Annotated in this window: 19 protein-coding genes and 1 pseudogene; 15 read left to right on the top strand and 5 right to left on the bottom strand. The window is 68.5% G+C overall.

Features of this window, described 5'->3' with window-relative positions; all coding sequences use genetic code 11:
* The first annotated feature begins 21 nt into the window (after positions 1–21).
* The 4 genes from RM540_RS06180 to RM540_RS06165 are packed head-to-tail and all read left to right on the top strand — an operon-like array spanning position 22 to position 3,246.
* On the top strand, positions 22–1,233 hold the full coding sequence (locus RM540_RS06180; protein ID WP_311662677.1) for a cytochrome c oxidase subunit 3: 1,212 nt from the start codon (positions 22–24) through the stop codon (positions 1,231–1,233).
* Positions 1,234–1,268: 35 nt separating this feature from the next.
* Positions 1,269–1,895, top strand: coding sequence for a cytochrome C oxidase subunit IV family protein (locus RM540_RS06175; RefSeq protein ID WP_311662676.1), 627 nt, complete (start codon positions 1,269–1,271; stop codon positions 1,893–1,895).
* 25 nt (positions 1,896–1,920) lie between these two features.
* On the top strand, positions 1,921–2,229 hold the full coding sequence (locus tag RM540_RS06170; RefSeq protein WP_311662675.1) for a hypothetical protein: 309 nt from the start codon (positions 1,921–1,923) through the stop codon (positions 2,227–2,229).
* 60 nt (positions 2,230–2,289) lie between these two features.
* Complete coding sequence (locus RM540_RS06165; protein ID WP_311662674.1) at positions 2,290–3,246, top strand: methylenetetrahydrofolate reductase; 957 nt, start codon at positions 2,290–2,292, stop codon at positions 3,244–3,246.
* A 340-nt stretch (positions 3,247–3,586) separates the two neighbouring features.
* On the opposite strand, the gene ybeY is transcribed toward RM540_RS06165, so the two are convergent.
* From ybeY to RM540_RS06150, 3 genes are all read right to left on the bottom strand, one after another.
* The gene (gene ybeY / locus RM540_RS06160) at positions 3,587–4,012 is read right to left on the bottom strand and encodes an rRNA maturation RNase YbeY (protein WP_311662673.1); all 426 of its coding nucleotides are present in this window, start codon (positions 4,010–4,012) and stop codon (positions 3,587–3,589) included.
* Positions 4,013–4,159: 147 nt separating this feature from the next.
* Positions 4,160–4,615: a hypothetical protein gene (locus RM540_RS06155; protein WP_311662672.1), complete on the bottom strand. Its 456-nt coding sequence runs from the start codon at positions 4,613–4,615 to the stop codon at positions 4,160–4,162.
* A 100-nt stretch (positions 4,616–4,715) separates the two neighbouring features.
* On the bottom strand, positions 4,716–7,640 hold the full coding sequence (locus RM540_RS06150; RefSeq protein ID WP_311662671.1) for a glycosyltransferase family 117 protein: 2,925 nt from the start codon (positions 7,638–7,640) through the stop codon (positions 4,716–4,718).
* A 250-nt stretch (positions 7,641–7,890) separates the two neighbouring features.
* On the opposite strand from RM540_RS06150, the gene RM540_RS06145 reads away from it, so the two are divergent.
* The 3 genes from RM540_RS06145 to RM540_RS06135 all read left to right on the top strand — a co-directional run bounded on the left by RM540_RS06145 (position 7,891) and on the right by RM540_RS06135 (position 10,568).
* Positions 7,891–8,448 (top strand): rhodanese-like domain-containing protein, encoded by a 558-nt coding sequence (locus RM540_RS06145; protein WP_311662670.1) that lies wholly within the window; start codon positions 7,891–7,893, stop codon positions 8,446–8,448.
* Positions 8,449–8,454: 6 nt separating this feature from the next.
* Positions 8,455–9,138: a phosphoribosylanthranilate isomerase gene (locus RM540_RS06140; RefSeq protein WP_311662669.1), complete on the top strand. Its 684-nt coding sequence runs from the start codon at positions 8,455–8,457 to the stop codon at positions 9,136–9,138.
* Positions 9,139–9,485: 347 nt separating this feature from the next.
* Entirely contained in the window at positions 9,486–10,568 is a 1,083-nt protein-coding gene (locus tag RM540_RS06135) for a tyrosine-type recombinase/integrase (RefSeq protein ID WP_311662668.1), read from the top strand.
* A 143-nt stretch (positions 10,569–10,711) separates the two neighbouring features.
* Here RM540_RS06135 and RM540_RS06130 read toward each other — a convergent pair whose 3' ends face one another.
* Entirely contained in the window at positions 10,712–12,316 is a 1,605-nt protein-coding gene (locus RM540_RS06130) for a hypothetical protein (protein WP_311662667.1), read from the bottom strand.
* Positions 12,317–13,048: 732 nt separating this feature from the next.
* Here RM540_RS06130 and RM540_RS06125 point away from each other — a divergent pair.
* The 8 genes from RM540_RS06125 (at position 13,049) to RM540_RS06090 (ending at position 20,896) form a co-directional block, all read left to right on the top strand.
* Positions 13,049–16,081 carry an Eco57I restriction-modification methylase domain-containing protein gene (locus tag RM540_RS06125; RefSeq protein WP_311662666.1) on the top strand — a complete coding sequence of 1,011 codons (3,033 nt, stop codon included), beginning with the start codon at positions 13,049–13,051 and terminating at the stop codon, positions 16,079–16,081.
* A gap of 215 nt (positions 16,082–16,296) precedes the next feature.
* A complete protein-coding gene (locus tag RM540_RS06120) occupies positions 16,297–16,425 on the top strand; it encodes a hypothetical protein (RefSeq protein ID WP_311662665.1) in 129 nt (42 codons plus the stop codon).
* A gap of 80 nt (positions 16,426–16,505) precedes the next feature.
* On the top strand, positions 16,506–16,727 hold the full coding sequence (locus tag RM540_RS06115) for a DUF2188 domain-containing protein (protein WP_311662664.1): 222 nt from the start codon (positions 16,506–16,508) through the stop codon (positions 16,725–16,727).
* 90 nt (positions 16,728–16,817) lie between these two features.
* Complete coding sequence (locus RM540_RS06110; RefSeq protein WP_311662663.1) at positions 16,818–17,570, top strand: abortive infection family protein; 753 nt, start codon at positions 16,818–16,820, stop codon at positions 17,568–17,570.
* 122 nt (positions 17,571–17,692) lie between these two features.
* Positions 17,693–17,983 carry a hypothetical protein gene (locus RM540_RS06105; protein ID WP_311662662.1) on the top strand — a complete coding sequence of 97 codons (291 nt, stop codon included), beginning with the start codon at positions 17,693–17,695 and terminating at the stop codon, positions 17,981–17,983.
* A 25-nt stretch (positions 17,984–18,008) separates the two neighbouring features.
* On the top strand, positions 18,009–19,190 hold the full coding sequence (locus RM540_RS06100; RefSeq protein WP_311662661.1) for a hypothetical protein: 1,182 nt from the start codon (positions 18,009–18,011) through the stop codon (positions 19,188–19,190).
* A 101-nt stretch (positions 19,191–19,291) separates the two neighbouring features.
* Complete coding sequence (locus tag RM540_RS06095) at positions 19,292–20,278, top strand: hypothetical protein (RefSeq protein WP_311662660.1); 987 nt, start codon at positions 19,292–19,294, stop codon at positions 20,276–20,278.
* 57 nt (positions 20,279–20,335) lie between these two features.
* Complete coding sequence (locus RM540_RS06090) at positions 20,336–20,896, top strand: hypothetical protein (RefSeq protein WP_311662659.1); 561 nt, start codon at positions 20,336–20,338, stop codon at positions 20,894–20,896.
* A gap of 47 nt (positions 20,897–20,943) precedes the next feature.
* Here RM540_RS06090 and RM540_RS06085 read toward each other — a convergent pair.
* Positions 20,944–21,325: pseudogene (locus RM540_RS06085) on the bottom strand (hypothetical protein); the annotation flags it as partial.

The raw sequence follows: 21,325 nt of genomic DNA, 5'->3' as shown, positions 1-21,325 counted from the left end.
GCTCGACCGACGCACGCACCCATGGCGAACCCCACCCCGCCCGCCCTCACCGTCGACGACCCGCACGCCGTGGGCGGCGACGGGCACGGTGGCGACGGCCACGCCCACATGCTCGAGGGCTACGACGGGCAGATGCACCCGTCGAACCTCCAGCACCACTTCGTCTCGGCCGAGCAGCAGTTCGAGTCGTCGAAGCTGGGGATGTGGCTGTTCCTGGCGACGGAGATCCTGCTCTTCGGGGCGCTCTTTGTGGCCTACGGGATCTTCCGCGTCCTCTACCCCGAACTGTTCGACGAGGCCAGCCTCCAGCTCGATACGACGCTGGGCGCCGCGAACACGCTCGTCCTCCTGCTGTCGTCGCTCACGATGGCGTGGGCCATCCGGGGGGCGCAGATGGACAACCAGAAGGTGCTCCGCTACAACCTGCTGGCGACGATGGCGCTGGCGTCGGCCTTCCTCGTCGTCAAGTATTTCGAGTACGAGCACAAGTTCGAGCTCGGCATCTTCCCCGGTTACAACTTCGAGCTCGACGAGGGCGTCGACCGCGTAAACGACCTGACGGGCTCGGTCGCGGCGACACCGCTGTTCGTGCCCAGCCAGCGGGAGGACGCCGCCGCCGACGCGGCGGGCAACCAGATCCCGGACGAGACGGCTCCGGTTTCGACCGACGACGCCCCGCTCACCGGCGCCGACCAGAACCCGGGCATCGACGGCGCGCCGGCGGCGCCGGACACGGGCACCGAGGGCGGCGTGCAGGCCGAGGCCGAAACGCAGGCCGAGGGCGCACAGCCGCTCGCGGGCACGGCCCTAGACGAGGGCGGGGTGGCTCCCGCCAACGGTGCCACGCTCGACGGGGCCGCCGAGGGCGGGGCGGATGCGACGGCGGCGGAGGCCGTTCTGGGCAACGCCAACTCGCTCCACGAGGACGTAGGTAGCATGGCAGCCGGAGGTCTCGAGACCGAGCACGGCGACGACTCTGGGGGCCACGGCCGCGAAGGCGCCATCTTCTCCAACCGCCGGGCGGGCATCTTCTTCGCCATCTACTACGTGATGACGGGGATCCACGCGCTCCACATCATCATCGGGATCGTCGCCATCGGGTTCCTCACCTGGTTCTCCTACAAGGGCCGATACTCGAGCGTGTGGTACACGCCGGTCGAGAACGTGGGCCTCTACTGGCACGTCGTCGACATCATCTGGATTTTTGTCTTCCCCCTCATGTACCTGATCTAGTGGGGTCCCCACCCCGCCCCAGGCACACCGCAGACATGGCCGCACACCCCACCAAAGAGCAGATCGACCACGGCCCGACTGAGGGCGCCGAGGACCACACGGGCCACGGCGGGCACCACGTGTTCTCGTCCGGCATGCTCAAGAAGACGTTCGGCATCCTGGTCGGCCTCACGCTGCTGACGGTGGTCCTGGCCGGGTTCGAACGCGGCTTCATGGACATCTTCGGGTGGAACCTCGTGCTCCCGGAGATCCCGTTCGGCTGGCTCAGCGTCCCGATCGCGCTCGGGATCGCGGGGACAAAGGCGTACTTCGTGGCGGCCAACTTTATGGGGCTGAAGCACGAGAAGAGCGCCAACATCCTGGTCTTCGTGTCGAGCCTCATCTTCCTCGTCATCTTCTTCGGGTTCACCTGGCTCGACTTCGCCTTCCGCGACTCGTTCGAGGAGCTCTCGGCGGTCCCGACGGACATTTTGGAGGAGGAGGCCAACGAAGCCGCCGCCATCCAGGAAGCCATTGACGCCCGCGAGGCGGTCCCGCTCGTGACCGAGCCCGACCCGATCCTGTTCAACAACCCAGGCCAGTACGACGACGTCCGCGACGTGCCCGACAGCCCCGTCGGCGACGACGCTCCGAACGCAGAGGCCGCCCCGCCCTCGAACTAACCGGCCCGTCCCGCCTCCTGGCGCCATGACCGCTGTCGTCCTCCCGCTGGGTGCGATCGTGACCGGGTTCGTCCTGGTCGCGCTCCCCACAGTCCTGCTGATGGCGGTGTGGACGGTCGTGACAGTCCTGCGCATCCTGTTCCCCGAGCGCCCGCTCCCGTTCGACGCCGCGGCCCGTCGCCAGCGGGCTCGGATACGGGGAGAGTCCGTTCCGGTCCGCCTCCGGGACATCCTGGAGGACCAGGCCCGGCAGCCCGTGCCCGCCCCGCCCGCCGACGGCGACCTCCCTGACCGCCACCCGCTCGCCGACGACCTCTGGCTTCGCCGGAATTAGGCCGCCCGAGGGCGGGGAGGTCCACGGGTAGGCCGCCCCGCCCGACCCGACTCAACCGCCATGCGCGTCACCGAGCACTACGAGCGGGCAGACGGCCCGCTCCTCTCCTACGAGATCATCCCGCCCAAGCGGGGGACGTCCGTCGGCCACGTCCTCGAAATCGTCGAGGCGCTCGCGCCGTACGGCCCGCCGTTCATTGACGTCACGAGCCACTCGGCCGAGGCGGACTATGAGGAGATGGCGGACGGGACGGTCCGGCGACGGGTTAAGCGGAAGCGGCCGGGGACGCTCGGGATCTGCGCGGCCATCCAGCACCGCTTCGGGATCGATGCTGTGCCCCACATCCTGTGCCGCGGGTTCACGCAGGAGGAGACCGAGGACGCGCTCATCGAACTCAACTACCTCGGCATCCACAACGTCCTCGCCGTGCGCGGCGACGACAAGGGCGTCATGAAGCTGGAGCGGCCGGGGCGCGGCCGAAACGAATACGCCGCCGACCTCGTGGCCCAAGTCCAGGCCATGAACGCGGGCCGCTACCTTGCCGACCTCCTCGACGCCGCCCCGACCGACTTCTGCGTCGGCGTGGGCGGCTACCCCGAGAAACACGTCGACGCCCCGAACCGGACGTGGGACGTCCTCCACCTCAAGCGGAAGGTGGACGCCGGGGCCGACTACGTGGTCACGCAGATGTTCTTCGACAACGGCCACTACCTCGACTTTGTCGAGCGCTGCCGCGACGTGGGGATCAGCGTGCCCATCGTGCCGGGGATCAAAATCCTGACCACGAAGCGCCACCTCCAAACGCTCCCCCGAACGTTCTACACGGAGATCCCCGAGGCGCTCGCCGCCGAGGTCGAGGAGGCCGCGGACGAACGCGTCGCCGATGTCGGCGTCGAGTGGGCGCGGCGGCAGGCCGAGGAACTGATGGAGGCCGGCGCCCCGGGCATCCACTTCTACATCATGTCGACGGCCGAGCACGCCGTCCGCGTGGCGGAGCCGCTGCGCAAGCTGGCGTAGAGCGGGCAGCGGGCAGCGGGCAGCGGGCAGCGGGCAGCGAAGGTGCGCCACCCCGCCCTCGCGCGTTGCGGGCGGGGTGGACGCTGTAGCGCCGTTGCCTTCAACGACATCCGGGCGGGGCGGCCTCGGGCGGGGCGGTGCCATGGCGGGCCGCCCCGCCCGCGTCACAACCACCCCTCCCCCCTCCTGGCTGCGCCGACGCTGCGCGGTGGCCAGGAGGGGGACTGCTGCCGCCTCTCGTCGGGCTGGGTGGCGTCGTCAACCACCCCGCCCTCTGTGGGTGCGACGACGGGTTCACAGACGCGGCGCCCTGCGCCTCGCGTCGAGGGCGGGGCGGCCCTCAGACGCCCGCCGCCGCGAGGTAGCGGTCCTCCAGCGCCCGCATCGCCTCCCGCTCGGGCGGGGTGGAGTCGTCGTGGCCCGCGAGGTGGAGGACGCCGTGCGCCACGTAGCGGAGCGCCTCGTGCTCCCACGTCACCCCGAACTCGGGCGCCCGCTCGACCGCCGTGTCGAGGTCGACATAGACCTCGCCGTCGACCTCGCCCCGCCCGAGCGCGTCCTCGTCGAGCACGAACGAGACCACGTCCGTCTCGTAGTCATGTCCCAGCCACTCGCGGTTGAGGTCGTGGACGAGCCGGTGGTCGCCCAGGATCACGCCGAGGCTCGCCACGCGCACGCCCTCACCCTCGCACACGGCCTCGGCCACGTGGCGGACAGCGTCCTCGTCGAGCACGCGCACGTCGTGGGCGGGGTGGACGTCAATCACGGTAGATCGGTGGATCAAGGTGCCCGCCCCGCCCGCGTGGCATGAGGGCGGGGCGGCGAGTTGGTATGGAATCGTCCGCCCCGCCCAGCGGCTGATCTCGCAGCGTGCCGCCGCTCACGGACTCACCGATCCTACTGGACCTCCGACCTACTGGCCCTCCGGCGACCAGTCGCCCTCGAAGAGCGGCTCGGAGAGCGAGAGGACGACGGCCGCCTGCGCGACCTCGGGGGCGACCGTCAGGAAGTCGGCCGAGAGCAGGCGCTCCGAGACGTTGGCGTAGAGCGAACACGCCGCCTCGCGCTCGACGACGAGTCCGGCGACGCGGCCGCCGCCGCGCGCGAAAAAGATGACCTCGCCCAGCTCGTCCGACGTCACGAGGCCGGCGCAGTCGTGGAGCTCGAGGTGCGCCTCGGTTCCGTACACCTTGACGAGCGCCACCCCGCCCTCGGAGCCGTCGCCGGTCCGCGTCACCTCGACGGCCAGACGCCGCCCGCTGGCCTCGTCGCGGAGGGCCAGCCGCGTGAGCGTTCCGTCGCGCTCGGCGTCGACGCCCAGCACGGCGGCGGCGCGTTCGAGGTCAGCGTCGGAGAGGGAGCGGGACATGGCGGGGCGGGGCGGACCCAGAGAGCGAGCGTTGGGCAAGCTACGCCGCCCCGCCCGCACGGTGCCGCCTTGCCCGTAGGATCCGCTCGTGGGGTCTGCCCTACCCGCCCGCGGGCGGGGCGGGCTCGGCGGCGTCGGCGGGCGGGGCGGTCAGCTGGGCGGCCTCCACCTCGCGGCGGAGGTCATCGGCCGAGCGCTCGAAGCGGGGGTCGCCGAGGGCCTGCGCGAGCCGGGTCGTAAATGCCGCCGCCTCGTCATAGGCCCCGCCCTGGAGGTACGCCGCCTGGACAAACTGGACGAGCTGGAACGCCCGCTCCTGCTCGCGCGGCGTCCGCGCCGCAGCGAGGTCGCCGAGCACGGCGTCCTCGGTCTGGCGCAGGAGCTCCGCCATGCGCTCCGTGTCGCCGATCGCGCGGTACGCCTCAGCCAGCGTGTAGAGCGACCCGAACGACGCCGGGACCGTCGACGCCGGCACCTCCTCCATGACCTGATCCAGAAGCGCACGGGCCTCCCCGCCCCGCCCCTCGCGCGCGAGCCCGCCGGCGATCGACGCCACGCGCGTCCGGTAGCCGTCGGCCATGTTGCGGGCGTTCTGGTCGAGGTACACGTCGGGATCGTTCAGCCCGCGGTACTGGAACCGGGCCAGCCGGTCGAGCGCCACGTCCGGCGCCACGTAGCCGTCGGGGTCCGACCCGCCCCGCTCGATGGGCACCACGCGCCGGGCGAGCCCCTCGTTCTGGAAGTACGGCTGGAGCCCCAGCTCCGACGACGGCGCCACGGTCGAGGCGAAGTAGACCGGCCGCTCCCACCCGTCCTCGGCCACGGACCGCAGGATGTCGAGGACGGCGAGGTCCGACGTGTAGAGCACGCTCCGGCCGTCACCGAGCGGCGAGCCCCGGAGCCGCCACGTCATCCGGTCCGGCACCTCGCCAGGGTCGACGCGGCCGGCGACCGTCTCGTTCGAGAAGATGCGCGGGTCGACGGGCAGCGCCACGTCCTGCTCCTCGAACAGCCGCGGGGCGAGCGCCCCCGTCGGCAGGTCGTCGCCGCGCGGCGTGAGCCCGTCGATGTCGGCGTCCGAGACCGAGAGCGGCACGGGCGGGGCGGTCCGGCTCCACTGGTCGCGGAGCTGGCGGATGTACCACGGCGTGTTGAGCAGCGACAGGTTGACCACGCGCACGTCACGGCGGACGCCCTCGACCTCCTGGAGGTACCACAGCGGGAAGGTGTCGTTGTCCCCGTTCGTGAACAGGATGGCGTTGGGGGCCGTCGACTCGAGCAGGTTCCGCGCGAAGTCGGTCGCGATGCGGCGGCCCGAGCGATCGTGGTCGTCGTAGTTCTCGGCCAGCATCCAGCCGGGCACGGCCAGAAACAGGACTACGCCGAGCGCGAGCGACACGGCCCTCCGAAGCCCGGCCGACTTTTTCTCCAGCGCCTCCGCCGTCAGTTCCACCAGACCGGTGGCACCGAGCCCGATCCAGAGCGAGAAGGCGAAGAACGACGCGACGTACGAGTAGTCCCGCTCGCGCGGCTGGAACGGGGTTTGGTTGAGGTACACGATGATCCCGAGCCCCGTCACCAGGAACAGGGCCAGGACGGCGAGCGCGCGGCGCCAGTCGCGCTGGACGTGGAAGGCCAGGCCCAGGAGCCCGAGCAGCAGCGGGAGCCCGAAGTACACGTTCCGCCCCGCCGCCTCGGACGGCGTGAGCCCGGGCGGGTCGCCCCGCCCGCCCAGCCCGGAGATCCACCCGGCGTCCTGCGTGTCGGCCGCCTTGCCGACGAACTGCCACATGAAGTACCGCCAGTACATGTGGCCGACCTGGTACTGCCAGAAAAAGGCCGCGTCCGACGGGTAGTCGGCGTAGACGCCGAGGTGCTGCGGGGCCGACGAGTGCCGGCGCGGGAACGTCTTCTCGCGCGTCGAGATCGCTCCGGTCCGGTTGTCGTAGCTCGCGCCCGTCAGGAGCGGGGTGGACCCGTACTGCTCGCGCTTGAGGTAGCTCACGATCGCTTCGGTCGTCTCGGGGTCGTTCTCGTCGATGGGCGGGTCGGCCGCGGAGCGGATGAAGATGAGCCCGTACGACGAGTACCCGAGGACCACGAGCGTGATCGTGAGCGCGGCCAGATTGGCGACCGGCAGGCCGCGCCGCTGCGTCCACACGACGGCGGCGACGAGGATGGCGACGACGGCGACGAGGAACAGGGCCGGCGCCCCGCTCGCGCCCGCCAGCGTCGGCAGCGTCTGCACGACGCCGGGGTAGACGACGAGGAAGGCCGCGATGGACACGGCCGCCGTGATCGCGAGCCCCTTGACACGCTCGCCCGTCGTCGCCTCCGGCCGGTCCACCTTCTGGAAGTAGACGATGAGCGCGAGGAAGAACAGCGTGAGCACGTTCAGGAGGTGGACCCCGATCGCCAGCCCGAACAGGTAGGCGATCGCCACGAGGTAGCGGTCAGCGTGGAGCCCGAACGGGTGCTCGCCGCGGGCCACGAGCGCGGCCTCCTCGGCGCGTGTCGCGTCGCGCCACACGAGGGCCAGCCACACGACGAGCGCCGTGAACAGCATGGACATGGCGTAGACCTCGGCCTCGACGGCGTTGAACCAGAACGAGTCGGTGACCGCGAACGTCAGCGCGCCCACCACCCCGCCCAGGTTGGTCGCGATCCGCTGGACGGGGCTCCAGGTGTCGGGGTGCCCCGCCCACACGCGCACGAGCCGCACGATGACGAGGTGCGTGAGGAGCACCGTCAGCGCGCTGCACACGACGGACACCAGATTGACCGCGAAGGCGACGGGCTCGGGGCTGAGCCCGCCGAAGAGCGGCGCGAACATGGCGAACAGCCGCCCGACGAGCATGTAGAACGGGGCGCCCGGCGGGTGGCTCACCTGGAGCCCGTTCGAGATGGCGATAAACTCGCCCGAGTCCCAAAAGGGCGTCGTCTCGGCCATCGTCGCGATGTAGACGACGAGGGCGTAGAGGAAGACGCCAGCGGCGACGAGGCGGTCGATCAGCTTGCCAGTCATGCGGTCTGAGTCGGGGGCGGGGGCGCCGGAGGCGGGGCGGCCGAAGATAGCCCGGGGGGCGGGGCGGCTCGGGTAACGGGTCCGGCCGCCGGTTCGGGTGCGCGGGCGGGGCGGGTGAGCAGGTGATGGGTTCCGCCCCGCCCTCGCCGCCACGGCCCGGGGCGGGGTGGGCACGTCCGGCGCCACGGGCGGGGCGACACTCTGGGCGGGGCGGGCGCGTTGGGTCTGCACCTGAGACCGCCCCGCCCTCATGCCTCGCCGCGCCCTGCTCCTCGCGCTCGCCGCCGCTGCGCTCGTCGCCGGCGGCGCGTGGTGGACTGCCCGGTCCCGCCCCGCCCGGCCCGACTCGGCCGCGTGGCGAGCCGTCGGCGCCAGCCTCGCCGCCCGCTACCCCGACGTGCGGACGGTCTCGACGGACGCGCTCGCCGCCGAGCTCGACGCCCGCCCCGCCCCGATCCTCCTCGACGCCCGCGAGCCGGCCGAGTACGCTGTGAGCCACCTGCCAGGCGCCCGGCGCGTGGACCCCGACGCGAGCGCCGATGCCCTCGCCGCTGCGCTGGGCGGGGTGGACCGGGACCGCCCCGCGGTCGTGTACTGCTCGGTCGGCGCGCGGTCGGCGGCCGTGGCCGCGCGCCTCGCCGACGCCGGATTCGCGGACGTCCGCAACCTGGAGGGCTCGATCTTCCGGTGGGCCGGCGAGGGACGCCCGCTCGTCGGCCCGGGCGGGGCGGCGACCGACCTCGTCCACCCGTACGACGCGGTGTGGGGGCGGCTGCTGGACGCCGCGCGCCGCGCGCCGCTCCCCTAGCCGCCCGTGGGCGCCCCGCCCCGCCCGCGCCTCAAGGTCTGCTGCGTCGGCTCCGTCGAGGAGGCGCGGCTCGCCGTGCGCCTGGGCGCCGACGCGCTCGGGCTCGTCGGGCCGATGCCGAGCGGGCCGGGCGTGATTGCGCCCGAGCAGATCGCCCAGATCGCTCGGTCGGTGCCGCCGCCCATCGCCACATGGCTGCTCACGAGCTGCCAGGACGCGGACGAGATCGCGCGGCAGGCGGACGCTGCGGGCGTCACGGCTGTCCAGATCATGGACCGGGTCGACGTCGGCGTCTACGCCCGACTCCGCCAGGCGCTGCCGGGCCGGCGAATCGTCCAGGTCGTCCACGTGGGCGCGGCGTATGGGCGGGGCGGGGCGGCCGCCGAAGCCGAAGCCGTCGCGCCCCACGTCGACGCCGTGCTCCTGGACTCGGGGCGCCTGGGCGGGGCGGTGCCGGAGTTGGGCGGGACGGGCCGCGCCCACGACTGGGCCGTGAGCCGGGCGATCCGCGAGCGGCTGAGCGTGCCGGTGTTCCTCGCCGGGGGCCTCCGGCCGGACAACGTGGCCGGCGCCGTCGCGCAGGTCGGACCGTTCGGCCTCGACGTGTGCAGCGGCGTCCGCACGGGCGGGGCGCTGGATGGGGCGAAGCTGGCGGCGTTCGTGCGTGGGGCGGGGCGGCAGGACCCGTGAAGCCAGGGCTCCCGCCCCGCCGGGCGGCAGCCGCCCGGCACGGCGAGAAGGCTGCCCTGAAGCAACTCTCGGGAGGGTACCGAGTGCGAGGCACCTCGCCCACGGCGCCTGCTCAAGGTCGTGCTCACTCCCTACGCGAACACTGCTCTAGATGAACACCAGCCCGAGCCCGCCGACGGTAAAGCAGTAGTACGCGAAGTACTGGAGCGACTGGCGCTTTCAGTGCGCCAGTCGCTCTCTAAGGCCGATTCCGAGCACAGCGACGGCCGACTGTGACCTCAGGTGTGACCTCGCGATGCGCCCGACGCCTTAGTAGACCGGGGAGAGAAGCCACAGCCTCCGTACCTGTGGCCTCCCTCTTCAACCGCTCCGGCAGCTACTACGCTCAGTTTGACGACGCCGACCGGACCCCGAAACGCCGTCGCCTCTCCCTCCGCACCCGAGACAAGCGCCTCGCCCGCCAACTCCTGCACCGGGCAGACGAGGCGTACCGCCTGGGGACGTTCGACCCCTGGGTCAGCAGCCTCGATGACCTGGAGCCCGAGCGCCCCGCCGCCCCCCTCTCCGTCTCTGAGGCCGTGGCAGACTACCTGGGGGACCGGGCCGACGCCTTGCGCCCGACCACAATCATAGACCGGGAGTCCGTGCTGAGGCGTTTTACTGAGGCCGTGGGCGGGGCGGTGCCCGTCGCCCGCCTGAAGGCCGACGACCTCAAACCGTTCTGCCTCGCCCCCGAGATCGCAGAGGGGACCCGGCGGAAAAGGGTCGCCTACGTCCGCATCTGGTTGAAGTGGTGCAAGGCACAGGGCCACGTGACGGACAACGTGGGAGCCCTCCTGAGGACGCCCCGGAAGGTAGACCCCACCCGGTCTGTCCACCGGAAGGCCGTCCGCCTAGTCGAGTTGAACGCGATCTGCCAAGAGGCGGAGCGGGCCGGGCACACCTGGAAAGCTCAGATGTACCGCTTCACCTTCTACTCGGGCCTCCGGGTCTCTGAGGTCGCCCGTCTCGACTGGAGAGACGTGGACCTCGACGCCCGGACGATCACCATCTCGGAACAGAAGAACCGCCGCACGACGATCCTGCCGATCTCGCAGAAGGCCGCCGGGGTCTTGGCCGAGATCGCAGAGGAGGCCGACCGGGGGCACGTGTTCGTCTCGCCCCTCCAGCGGAAGCCAGAGCGGAACGTCCGGGCCTTCTGTGCGAGCGCCAACAAGGACTTCACCGCGTTCCGGGACCTGGCGGGGATCGACCGGCCCGTCTCGTATCACGGGCTCCGGCACGGGTTCGCCTCGCACCTGGCGGACAACGGGGCCTCCGCCTGGGTCGTCCAAGCCGCGTGCCGTCACTCGTCCATCGCGGTCTCTCAGGTCTACGTGTCGCTGGCGAGCAAGACGCTCTCGAACGAGTTGGATTCGGCGTTCGGCTGAGGTCACTACGGAACGGAGCCCCGGTAGACGGTCCGTAGATCGCCACCAGGGCTCCGGGCCATAGCCGAGCGAGCCCGAGGGGGTTAGGGAGAGGTGACCGGACAGACCAACGCCCCTCTTCTAACCCGGCGGTGCCTGACAGGCTACACGCCTCGTCTACCGGCCTCAAGCCTGCTCCGGTGCTCCCGCACGATTTCGTCAGCTATGGCCCTCACCTTCAACGCCATCTCCCGAAGGGGGGGCCGGGCAGGGGTGCGCTCTCGCCGTTGCTCCGACAACGGATCGACCTCCAGGACCTCGTATTCGAGTTGGGTCGGGACCCGTAGGTCGTCGGCCCGTTGCTGGACGGCCGCCACGATCCTCTCTGTCCACCGCTCCCGCTTCGTCTCGTCGCTGAACCGGACCGAGAACCCGTCGTGCTGCCACAAGACGACCTGGAAGTCCCGGGTCTCCCGGGCCAACTCGATCACGGGGAACACGAGGTGGAGTTCGGCGGCCTGGGCCAGTTGAGCCAAGACGGACCGGGCGTTCTTCTCTGGCGTGTCCTTGCAGTCCGTGGACCGCCAGACACCGTAGACATCCCAGGCTCCCCCGGCCTCCGCGACAGCCTCTATCTGGGCGTCCCTCGCTGCCCGGAGCGCCTGGATGATCTCGTGGTCCAGGAAGGCGTGCGGGGCTTCACAGTAGGTCTCCAGGCCCATCGTGAGTTCCCCCTTGATCCTCCGGTCGCCCGCTCCGAAGCAGAGGGCGTAGAGGGCCGTCTTCAGCGTCGGCTTCGTCGCGGCCTGGTCCTTGGGTGCAATCCCGAGGTGGGCGTAGAGGGCGCCCCAGATGTCTCCTCCGCCCTCCAGGAAGCGGGCGACGACCGGCACGTCCCACAGCCTGGCGATGATCGCGAGTTGGGCGGACTTCAGGTCGAACTCGACGCACCCGGCCATGAGCGCGTGGCGGACCTCCTTCTTCAGCCCGGCGATGCTCCCCTGGTCGAACAGGCGAACAGTATTCCCCCGTGTGCTCGGGGAGTAGAACGGGACCGGCTGGTCCTCGATCCGGCGGAGCGTGGCGCGTGCCGCTCTCCGTGCCTCGGTAGGCAGGTCGGCGGCTACGCGGTAGGCCTCCAGCCTGTTTTGTCGGACGAGCTTCGAGAAGACGTTGGGCGTCCGGCTGTTCATGTACTCCATGACCTGAGCGGCCTCCTCGCACCCGGCCTCCGCCATCTTGGCGAGCGCCCGCCGCTGCTCCCGTTCCCGGGTCCGACGCTGCTTAGTCAGGCTGAAGCGCTTCCCGCTCACGAAGTACACCCGGTCCTCAGTGTCCGTCACGGGCCGTGCGACCTCCTCCTCGATCCGCTCCAGCACGTCGTCCCGGAAGCCCCGGTCCCGCACGACGCGGCACAGCTTGGGGGTGTAGCCGCTCCAGTTAAACCCTTCGAGGACGTACTTGCGGAAGCCTTTCAGGAGCCTCCAAGTCGGGTAGTTGCCGGATTCGTACGCAGCCTCCTTCCCAGCAGCCCATGCCAGAGTCCGCCCGCAGATGACGGGGAGCCCCGTGTTCCTGTCCAGGTGCGACGGGAATACCAGGTAGGAGAAGAGTCGGCGGTAGGCCTCGCCCTCAGGTCCACGGAGCGGCCCGAACCTGTCGAGCAACCAATCTCTGAACTCACGGCTGCACGTGGCCCGGTGTGGACGGGCCGGCGGGGGAAAGATGCCAAGATCGTCGCCCTCGTCGTCCTCTTCCGAGTCGGCCAAAATCGGCTCGCGTGTGCCGCAATCCTCGTTTTCGGGGTCGCTCCCAACGCGAACGTCTTCCTCTCCATTACTGTACTTGGGTTCCCCCATTGACTCGGCCCCACTCCCCACCCCCCGGGTCCTCCCTCCCCCACCAACTACCCCTCCCAGATTTTTGGTCGCGCGACGTTCGGAGGCGTCCGGGCTCAACTCCGCAGGGGAAAAGCTGGAATCGAGACTGTCTTGTAGGTTTTCCCCAAGGTCAGCGGGGGACGAATAGGAGGCCATCCAATCGGACACGTGGTCCGGGACGTCTCCGTAGTTGGGGCGGGCGGGGCGGCGGCTGGGCATGATCGGGCCTCGTGTCGGTGTCGCGCGAAGCGACTTGAGGCCGTGGTGCCCGGCCGGTCGGCCGTCACCCGTTTCCTGCGTGAATGGGACTGCTCGGAGTGCTAGGGGTGTGCCGATACCGACGCAAACGCATATGCTGCATTGACGGGTGGAAACGATCTGTTCCAGGGCCGAGCGATGAACAGCCCGGCTCCTGAGACCTCGATTATTAGCAGAACCCAGCCCTGGGGACTTGGGCTGAAACAGCCTTCCTGGACCTACCTGGACCGATTTTGTCCTGCTCGTCTCTGGGCTAAGTCTCCCGGGTCCTCACGGGATTCTGTGAGCCCGAGCACCCCCCACGCCCACCCCGCTCGCAGACGGACCGCCGTAGACTCAGCCGTCCCCCCACCCCGCCCGCGAATGCCCGCCCCGCCCGTCGTCGTTGACCTCGTTGAGCGGTTCGACCGCAACCTCGCGTCCTACCGCTCCGGCAAGTACAACGAGACCCAAGTGAGGCGGGAGTTCCTGGACCCGTTCTACACGGCCCTCGGGTGGGACGTGGACAACACGGCCGGGTACGCCGAGGCCTACAAAGACGTGGTGCACGAGGACGCCATCAAGGTGGCAGGGTCCACCAAGGCCCCGGACTACTCGTTCCGCGTCGGGGGCGTCAGGAAGTTCTTCCTGGAGGCCAAGAAGCCGAGCGTCAACGTCAAGGGGGACCCCCACCCCGCCTTCCAACTCCGCCGGTACGCCTGGAGCGCGAAGCTCCCGCTCTCCATCCTCACCGACTTCGAGGAACTGGCGGTCTATGACGGGCGCGTCCAACCGAAGAAGGGGGACCGGGCGAGCACGGCCCGGGTCCTCTACATCGCGCACACCGAGTACCTGGAGCGTTGGGACGAGATCGCCGGGCTCTTTTCCAAGGAGGCCGTCTTACGGGGCAGCTTCGACAAGTACGCCGAGTCCGCCAAGGCGAAGCGGGGCACAGCCGAAGTGGACTCTGCCTTCCTCCGCGAGATCGAGGGGTGGCGCGAGCGGCTGGCGAAGAACCTGGCCCTCCGCAACCCGGGCCTGTCCGAGCGGGACCTGAACTTCGCCGTCCAGCGGACGATTGACCGGCTTGTCTTCCTCCGCATCGCAGAGGACCGGGGGATCGAACCGTACGGGGAGCTACGCGAGGCGACGACGGGGAAAGGCGTCTACGGCCGACTGGTCGAACGCTTCCGGGCCGCCGACGCCCGGTACAACTCCGGCCTCTTCCACTTCCAAGACGAAAAGGGCCGCGAGGAGCACCCCGACGACCTCACCCCAGGCCTGGAGCTAGACGACAAGCCGCTCCGCGACATCATCCGGGGCCTCTACTATCCCGAGAGCCCGTACGAGTTTTCAGTCCTGCCCGCCGACATCCTGGGCCGGGTCTACGAGGAGTTCCTGGGGTCCGCGGTCGTCCTCACCAAGACGGGGCGGGCCGAGGTCCAGCAGAAGCCCGAGGTCAAGAAGGTGGGCGGCGTCTACTACACGCCGTCGTACGTCGTGGACCACATCGTGAAAGAGACGGTGGGGCGGGTCCTGGAGGGGAAGAGCCCGGACCAGGTGGCCTCCGTCCGCGTCGTGGACCCGGCGTGCGGGTCGGGCACGTTCCTGATCGGGGCGTATCAGTACCTCTTGGACTGGCACCTTGCGCACTACCGGGCGAACGACCCCGAGGCCTGGGCGAAGAAGCGGCCCGCCCGGGTCTACCAGGGCCAGGACGGGACTTGGCACCTCACGACTGACGAGAAGAAGCGGGTCTTGCTGAACTCGGTGTACGGCGTGGACCTCGACGGGCAGGCCGTGGAGGTCACGAAGCTGTCCCTTTTGCTGAAGGTCCTGGAAGGCGAGAGTGCCGAGACCGTCCGCCAGTTCGCCCTGTTCGGGGAGGAGCGGGTATTGCCCGATCTCTCTCACAACGTCAAGGCGGGCAACGCGCTCATCGGGCCGGACTACTACGACGGGCGGCCCGAGGCCCTGCTCGACGCCGACGCCGCCCGGTCCGTCAACGCCTTCGACTGGCAGGCCGAGTTCCCGGCCGTATTCGACCGGCCCCGCCCCGGGTTCGACGTGGTGACGGGGAACCCCCCGTACGTCCGGGCCGAGTCGCTGAAGGCGTCGAAGGACTACTTCCAGTCCCACTACGACACGTTCTCAGGATCGGCGGACCTCTTCGTCTACTTCGTGGAGCGGAGCCTCGACCTCCTCCGGGACGGTGGGGTCTACGGCGTCATCGTCTCGTCCAGCATCCTGTATTCCGACTACGCCCAGACCCTCCGCCGGGTGATGTCGGAGCGGGCGTCTCTCGTCCACGCGCTTGACTTCGGCGGGCTCCCCGTGTTCAGGAACGCGAAGGACACCTACGTCACGGTGCCGGTCTTGGTGAAGGGCGGGGCGGCCCCGGAGACCGTGGACGTGGCCCAGGTCCCGGCCCTCGTCCCGTCCGACCTCCAGATCCTGACGGAGGGCCAATGGCACGAGGTCCCGTCCGGCCGGTTCGCTCCCGAGCACGCGGGCCGGTGGTCGCTCCGCCCCGAGCCCGAGATGGAGGCGTTCGACGCGATCCGGTCTCAGGGCGTGAAACTCGGTGAGCACGTCAGCGGCATTTACCGAGGCGTCGTCACGGGCGCCAACAAAGTGTTCGTCGTTGATCCCGAGACCCGGGACCGCATGGTCTCCGAAGACCCCCGGAGCGACGAACTGTTGAAGCCGTTCGTCGGGGGCCAAGACGTGAGGAGATATCACCTCCGCCCAATGTCGAACTACCTCGTCTTCACGAGGCGGGGAACCGACATCGACGCTTACCCAGCGATCAAGTCCTATTTGGCCGAGCACAAGGAGACGCTGGCGCCCCGCCCGAAAGATTGGAACACAGCTAGGGACGGTAAGTGGCCGGGGAGGAAGGCCGGGGCCTACGGATGGTTCGAGATCCAGGACACGGTGGACTACTACGGGGTGTTCGAGCGGCCCAAGATCATGTACCCGGACATCGCGAAGGCCCCCCGGTTCTACCTCGACACGTCCGGGGTCTACGGGACGAACACGGTATACGTCCTCGACTCGGGAGATCCATACCTCCTCGGCATCCTCAACAGCAAACTGGCGTGGTTTTGCATCGGCAACCTCTCGATACCATTCGGGGTCCGGGACGGCCGGTTCCGGTACCGACTCTTCAGCCAGTACATGGAGGCCTTGCCCATCGTGGACCCGGGGCCGGACGACCCGAGGCGGGCGCAACTGGCCGGGATCGCGGAACAGCTCCAGGCCTTGCACGGCCGGCTCCAGTCGGTCCAGACGGCGAGCGACAAGACGCTCTACACGCGCCAGATCACGACGCTTGACAAGCAGGCGGACCGACTCGTCTACGAGGTCTACAGCCTGACACCGGCCGAAATAACGGCTGTTGAAGCGGCTCCGTAGCCACAGGATGCTGTGGGCGGCTAGGCCTGATCTCGAAGCGAGGCCTCCACTCTAGGCCTAGAATGCAGCCAGGCCTAGAAGGGTGACATTACGGTTGTCACCGGAGGCATAGCTCTCTGTCCACGCTGTGGATAACCCGTGGACGGACCGGCCTTGCACCCCAGTCCCTTAGCGCTCTAATGTGGGGAGTGCTAGCGGGCACATCCGCGAATCCAATGGCTAAAACCAGAAAGGTTCACCGCGACGCCGGTACCGGACGCTTCGTCACGAAGCGGAAGGTCCAGCGGAGCCCGAAGACGACCGTTACCGAGACCGTCAAGGTCACGAAGCGGAAAACCAAGTAAGGCCCTGCCGTGCCAGCCACCAAGCATGGGCACGCCAGAGCCTTACGATTCCTTCAAGCCAGCCCGAAGGGGCAGAGAAAATGGGTAAGAACCAACACGTAGTCAAGCGGTCCGACGGCTGGGCCGTCCGTGGAGCGGGCAACTCCCGCGACACTTCGCATCACGCGACGCAGGGTGAGGCCATCAACGCCGCGAGGCAGATCGCCCAGAACCAGCAGAGCGAGATGCTCATCCACAACCGCCAAGGGCAGATTCGCGCACGCGACTCCTTCGGCAACGACCCCCACCCGCCCAAGGGGTAGGGACTGACCTACAACCCGCCCGCTGGCAACGGTCCGCCCTTCCCTCGGGAGGGGCGGGCTTTTTTTCTCCGGGCTCCCCCACAGAATCCTGTGACTGACGATCAACTCCTCGTCCGTGTGGAGGCCTTCCAAAACTTTGTCGTGGACATCGCCACTGGCGGTTCCAGAGATGAGGAGGCCAGCGACCTGTACGACTCGCAACGCCGAGCGATCCTCAACGAGCCGACCATCCGACCGGACCTGCCCCGGTTCGTCAAGACGTGCCGGAGCCTCCCCCAGTTTTGGGATCACGTCAAGCGGGAAGACGGGACGTATCAGGGGCGGCGGGACTACCTGTGGGGCGCGTTTCGCCCGCTGATCGACAGGCTAGAGGGGACGCCGACCTCCCCCGCCGACGCTCCCGTCTCCGCCTCCCTCCAGAAGCTCGACGCCGAGCACGTGCGCGAGGCGTGGGACAAGGCCCTGAGCCGTCGCCACGAAGACCCGGAAGGGGCCATCACGTCGGCCCGCGCCCTGCTGGAGACCGTTTGCAAGCACGTCCTCGACGCAGAGGGCGTCGTCTACAAAACGGACGCGAGCCTATCGGACCTCTGCAAGGCGACGGGCAAGGAACTGAACCTCGCCCCGGAACAGCACCAGGAGCCTGTGTTCAAGCAGATCCTCAGCGGCTGCTACACCGTCGTCGGCGGTCTCGCCGCCCTCCGCAACGGGCTCAGCGACGCCCACGGGAAGCCGACTCGGGCTATCAAGCCTGCCCCCCGCCATGCCCGCCTCGCTGTGGACCTCGCCGGTTCCGTCGCCGCGTTCTTCGTGGACACGTGGGAGGCCCGCAAAGGCGTGTGACAACCTGCTGTCTCTCCAACTGCCTAGATTCTGCGAAGGCGGCCCACCCCGCCCCTCTTGTTCCACCAGCACGCAGAGACATGGGAGGTAGCGCACGCGCCAACGACGGGGGCAAGCCGGAAGTGGCACAACTCAGCGGGGCGGGCGGGGGAGGCCTCCCGGTCAAGGACGACGCCCCACCCGACGACTCTCTCACGGTCGAACTGGTCAACGTCGATGCCGACGTGGCCGGGTCCGTGGGGCGGGGCGCGTCGGTCTCCGTCCGGGGCGGCTCCGCGTTCGTCTCGTCCCGGAGACTCGGGGACTTCTCGCCCGACGATGCCGAGGCTGTCCGCCGGGGCGGCTACACACGGGGCTCGGTCTACAGCGTGAGCCCGGCGGGACCCTGGGCCGTCGTCCAGTTGACGAAGTGACCCCACCGGGGAGGCCCACGAGACCATGCTCACGAGCCTCCCCATCATCCCCGCCCGCCAGGTCGGCATCTGGGAAGCCGGGTGCCCCGAGTGTGAGGCCCACCAGTCGGGGGACTGCCTCGGGCACGAGACGGCCCCGTGCCGTTGCACGTGGGTCTCGGCGGACCGTCGGCACAGGTGCGAGCGGTGCGCTCTCGTCTGCCGGGACCGGACGACAGAGAGGGAAGGCGTACACGCCGACACCTTCGCGGGCCACATGGGGGCCGGGATCGGCCTCGGGGATGTCCGGGTCTTCCAGCCGAGAGCGTTCGGGTCCATCCCTGCGTTCGTCCCGCTCCGCACGCACGAGCTACCGGCAGGAGGGCACGCCGCCGGGTTCGAGTGGGTGGGCGTAGACCTGAAGACGCTCTTCCATCTCCGCGAGGACGGCACCGTCACGCTCCGCGACCCCTTCCGGTCCGGGCGGGGTGTCCGGTCGTTCCTCGGCGTCAGCGAGAAGGCCAACCTGCTGGCGGTCCTGAACGGGAAAGACGACCTGCTAGAGGGGTTCTGGGGGGCCGACCGGCCCCGGCTCCTCCGGCACTTGGCCGACATCGGGTTCGTCGCCTGTACCGGCCCCACGTTCTCGGTCTACGAACAGATCAAAGAGGCCGACAGACTCTTGGGGGACGGCCGGGTCGTGCAGGACCTCCGGCCCGTCCAGGCCGCTCACACGGCGGTCATGTTCCGCCGCCACCACAGGTGCGTTGCCGAAGCCGCCGGGGTCTCGCTCGTCCCGATCCCGAACCTCTACGACCTGACGGCCCACCACCGGGAGACGTGGGCGAGGTGGCTGAGGGCGAACCCGAACGTCCACTGCGTCACGCGGGACTTCTCCCGGACCCCGATGGACGGCGACGACTACAGGCGCCACTTGGGCGGCCTGATCGAGATCCTGAGCGGGGCGGGGCGGCCCTTGCACGTCCTGCTCGTGGGCGTCGGCCTGGGGAAGGCGGAGGGGGCAAGGGTGCTCCTCCGCGAGGCCGGGTGTACGGCCTCCGTCGTTACGGGGGACCCCATCGTCCAGGCTGTCACCGGGGGGAAGGGGCTGGACGCCGAGGGAAACAGGTATGAGCCGAGGCCGGAGGCGAGCCGGGCTGATCTCGCTGTGTCGAACCTCCTGCGGTTCTCCGCTCGGGTACGGGAAGACGCCCGAGTGGCCCAATAGCTATCCCTACAGGACCCTGTAGCTCGCGGTGAGCGGGTTTGGGGCGGTGGAAGCCGTCCCGTAGTTACAGGGCTCTGTGAGCGTCGCCTCTCTCGCGGCTAGTGCGAGCCGACCCGTGCGGGTATGTTGGGAGGCTCACTCGCTCACAGGCAATGTCACCAGCAGTACTGGCTACCTACTCGATCCGGGTCTATAAGAAACATGGCCGCACGCCCCTAAACCCGTTTGACTTCAAGAACGGCCGAAGCCTTCCGGGTGAGATCGACGTATTCCTAAAGGCAACCGCTGGTCAGCCTTCAGTTCCAGGAACAAAAGAAGTGTTCTACACCGGCTCCCACACGGTGACCAAAGTAGGTAAGCGACATATTACATACGGTGTGGTTCAGTACGCACAGTATGGAGCAGAGTATGATATTACACATGTACAAGCGAGGACAGTAGATTTCAAACAGACGAAGGACCATGCGAGAGAAGAGCCTTTCTTCTTCTACTTCGACTTTCATGAGGATGTAGCTCACGGCTTGATGATCCTCCAGCGAATCGGTGGGCGAGGAATCAAGTCCACGTTCATCCGGCTATTCCAGGACTGGTTCATGAACCGGAACGGGCGAGACCTCACTCTCCGTTACGGCCAAGAGGTGCCAGAACGCCTCATCGAGAAGGCGATCACCGCTGGAGTGCGCAACCTCCGGGTGACGCAACACAAGGTCCCCGCTGATCTCGCTAGCAAGTTCGGACTTCGAGGCTACGAGGACGACATTCAAGAGGTCCAAGTCATCGTCAAGGCTAAGAAAGGCAAGCTGCTCCCGATGAAGGACCGGATCAACAAGGTCATGGGCGGTCGCCCTGTCTCCGAACTCGTCTCAATCGAAACCGTCGAAGCAGACGTAGCAAGCGTGAAGATCAAGCTCGGCGGGCGAGAGCGCGTGATGAGGCTGACAGATGGTCGTCGCAGCGTCAACGCATACTGGGATGTCTCTAAAGACGTGAGCGAGGGGAAGGACGGGCACGCCGACACCGGAGACCTCCTTGCCGCCGCCCGCTCCCTCGCTGACGACATCTACGAAGACCTCGAAATCCCCCAGTAGGATGGGCGCCTCGGTTGTCGTAGGCTTCCCCTCCCCTTCTTAGCCCTCAGCGACTCCATGTGGATCATCGAGAAGATCGACGTGTCGGCTCTGATCAGGGCACACCACGCAACGCTCGTATCTGAGCGAGATGGTCGCGTTTTAGGGCGTGACCGGCTCCTGTTTTACGGATTCCCGCTGGTCTCAGGGGTTGCGTTCGCATTCCTGGTAGACCTCAACACACCAGCACTTCAGACTACGGTAACAGCACTCTCGATTTTTTCGGGTCTCCTATTGAACATGCTCGTCGTGATGTTCAATATGGCGAAGGAGCCCGAGCGGTACAAATACCCAAGGGATCAGGGAAGACTGGTACAGCAGTCGCAGGCTAACATCGCCTACTGCATTATCGTCGGCGTTGGCCTCATCGTCCTCTCAGTGCTCCTGCTTGTGACCGACACCAGGGTGGGGGAAGGGGACAACTCGGTAGCCACCGGGCTTTACTGGCTAGACCTCACCCTGAGGGCGGTGCTTTTCACCGGGCTCATCCACTTCGTGTTGAGCCTCATCATGGTCGTCAAACGAGTCGCAGAACTCCTAAGGCTCCACGTTCAACCGCCGGAGCCGGACGGGAAATGAGGGGCGCTAGCCGTTCCTCACAGAACCCTGTGGCTCGTCAGATACCGTCAAGCCATAGCAGCCTTCGCGTTCCGCTTATAGCAGGGGTAGCATTCCGGCTTCTCTAGCGAGAACGCCTTCTCGTTCTCTGCCCCACACCCGTGGCAGCGGTCGTCCGCGTATGCGGGGCTTTTGAACCGGAGCCACTGGCGAAAGCATTTCCCGCAGTACGGCTTCGCCGTGTCATAGTCAGTCCCCGTCCCACACCGGATGCAGAACCCCGACGCGGAAGGGGAAGGCTTGGAGACGTACGCACGGCGGCCAGACTTCCGGCCCCGCACGGACTTGGAGTTAGGAGAGCCCTGGTCAACCGGCGTCGCCGCCCGAATGATGGACTCGGCCTCCCGAAGGGCCTCCTCGTACGCCGCCCGGTCCGTCTCGGCGTCCAGA

It is taken from the genome of Rubrivirga litoralis (assembly GCF_031846415.1).
GTDB classification, from domain to species: domain Bacteria; phylum Bacteroidota; class Rhodothermia; order Rhodothermales; family Rubricoccaceae; genus Rubrivirga; species Rubrivirga litoralis.
Note: the sequence above shows the minus strand (reverse complement) of the source record. Positions and strands in the feature narration are given on the sequence as shown.

Coding starts and splice junctions, on each gene's coding strand:
- RM540_RS06120 (WP_311662665.1), top strand. CDS start 16,297: ATGGCTAAAACCAGAAAGGTTCACCGCGACGCCGGTACCGGACGCTTC.
- RM540_RS06145 (WP_311662670.1), top strand. CDS start 7,891: ATGCCTCGCCGCGCCCTGCTCCTCGCGCTCGCCGCCGCTGCGCTCGTC.
- RM540_RS06165 (WP_311662674.1), top strand. CDS start 2,290: ATGCGCGTCACCGAGCACTACGAGCGGGCAGACGGCCCGCTCCTCTCC.
- RM540_RS06115 (WP_311662664.1), top strand. CDS start 16,506: ATGGGTAAGAACCAACACGTAGTCAAGCGGTCCGACGGCTGGGCCGTC.
- RM540_RS06175 (WP_311662676.1), top strand. CDS start 1,269: ATGGCCGCACACCCCACCAAAGAGCAGATCGACCACGGCCCGACTGAG.
- RM540_RS06170 (WP_311662675.1), top strand. CDS start 1,921: ATGACCGCTGTCGTCCTCCCGCTGGGTGCGATCGTGACCGGGTTCGTC.
- RM540_RS06180 (WP_311662677.1), top strand. CDS start 22: ATGGCGAACCCCACCCCGCCCGCCCTCACCGTCGACGACCCGCACGCC.
- RM540_RS06125 (WP_311662666.1), top strand. CDS start 13,049: ATGCCCGCCCCGCCCGTCGTCGTTGACCTCGTTGAGCGGTTCGACCGC.
- RM540_RS06090 (WP_311662659.1), top strand. CDS start 20,336: ATGTGGATCATCGAGAAGATCGACGTGTCGGCTCTGATCAGGGCACAC.
- RM540_RS06150 (WP_311662671.1), bottom strand. CDS start 7,640: ATGACTGGCAAGCTGATCGACCGCCTCGTCGCCGCTGGCGTCTTCCTC.
- RM540_RS06100 (WP_311662661.1), top strand. CDS start 18,009: ATGCTCACGAGCCTCCCCATCATCCCCGCCCGCCAGGTCGGCATCTGG.
- RM540_RS06155 (WP_311662672.1), bottom strand. CDS start 4,615: ATGTCCCGCTCCCTCTCCGACGCTGACCTCGAACGCGCCGCCGCCGTG.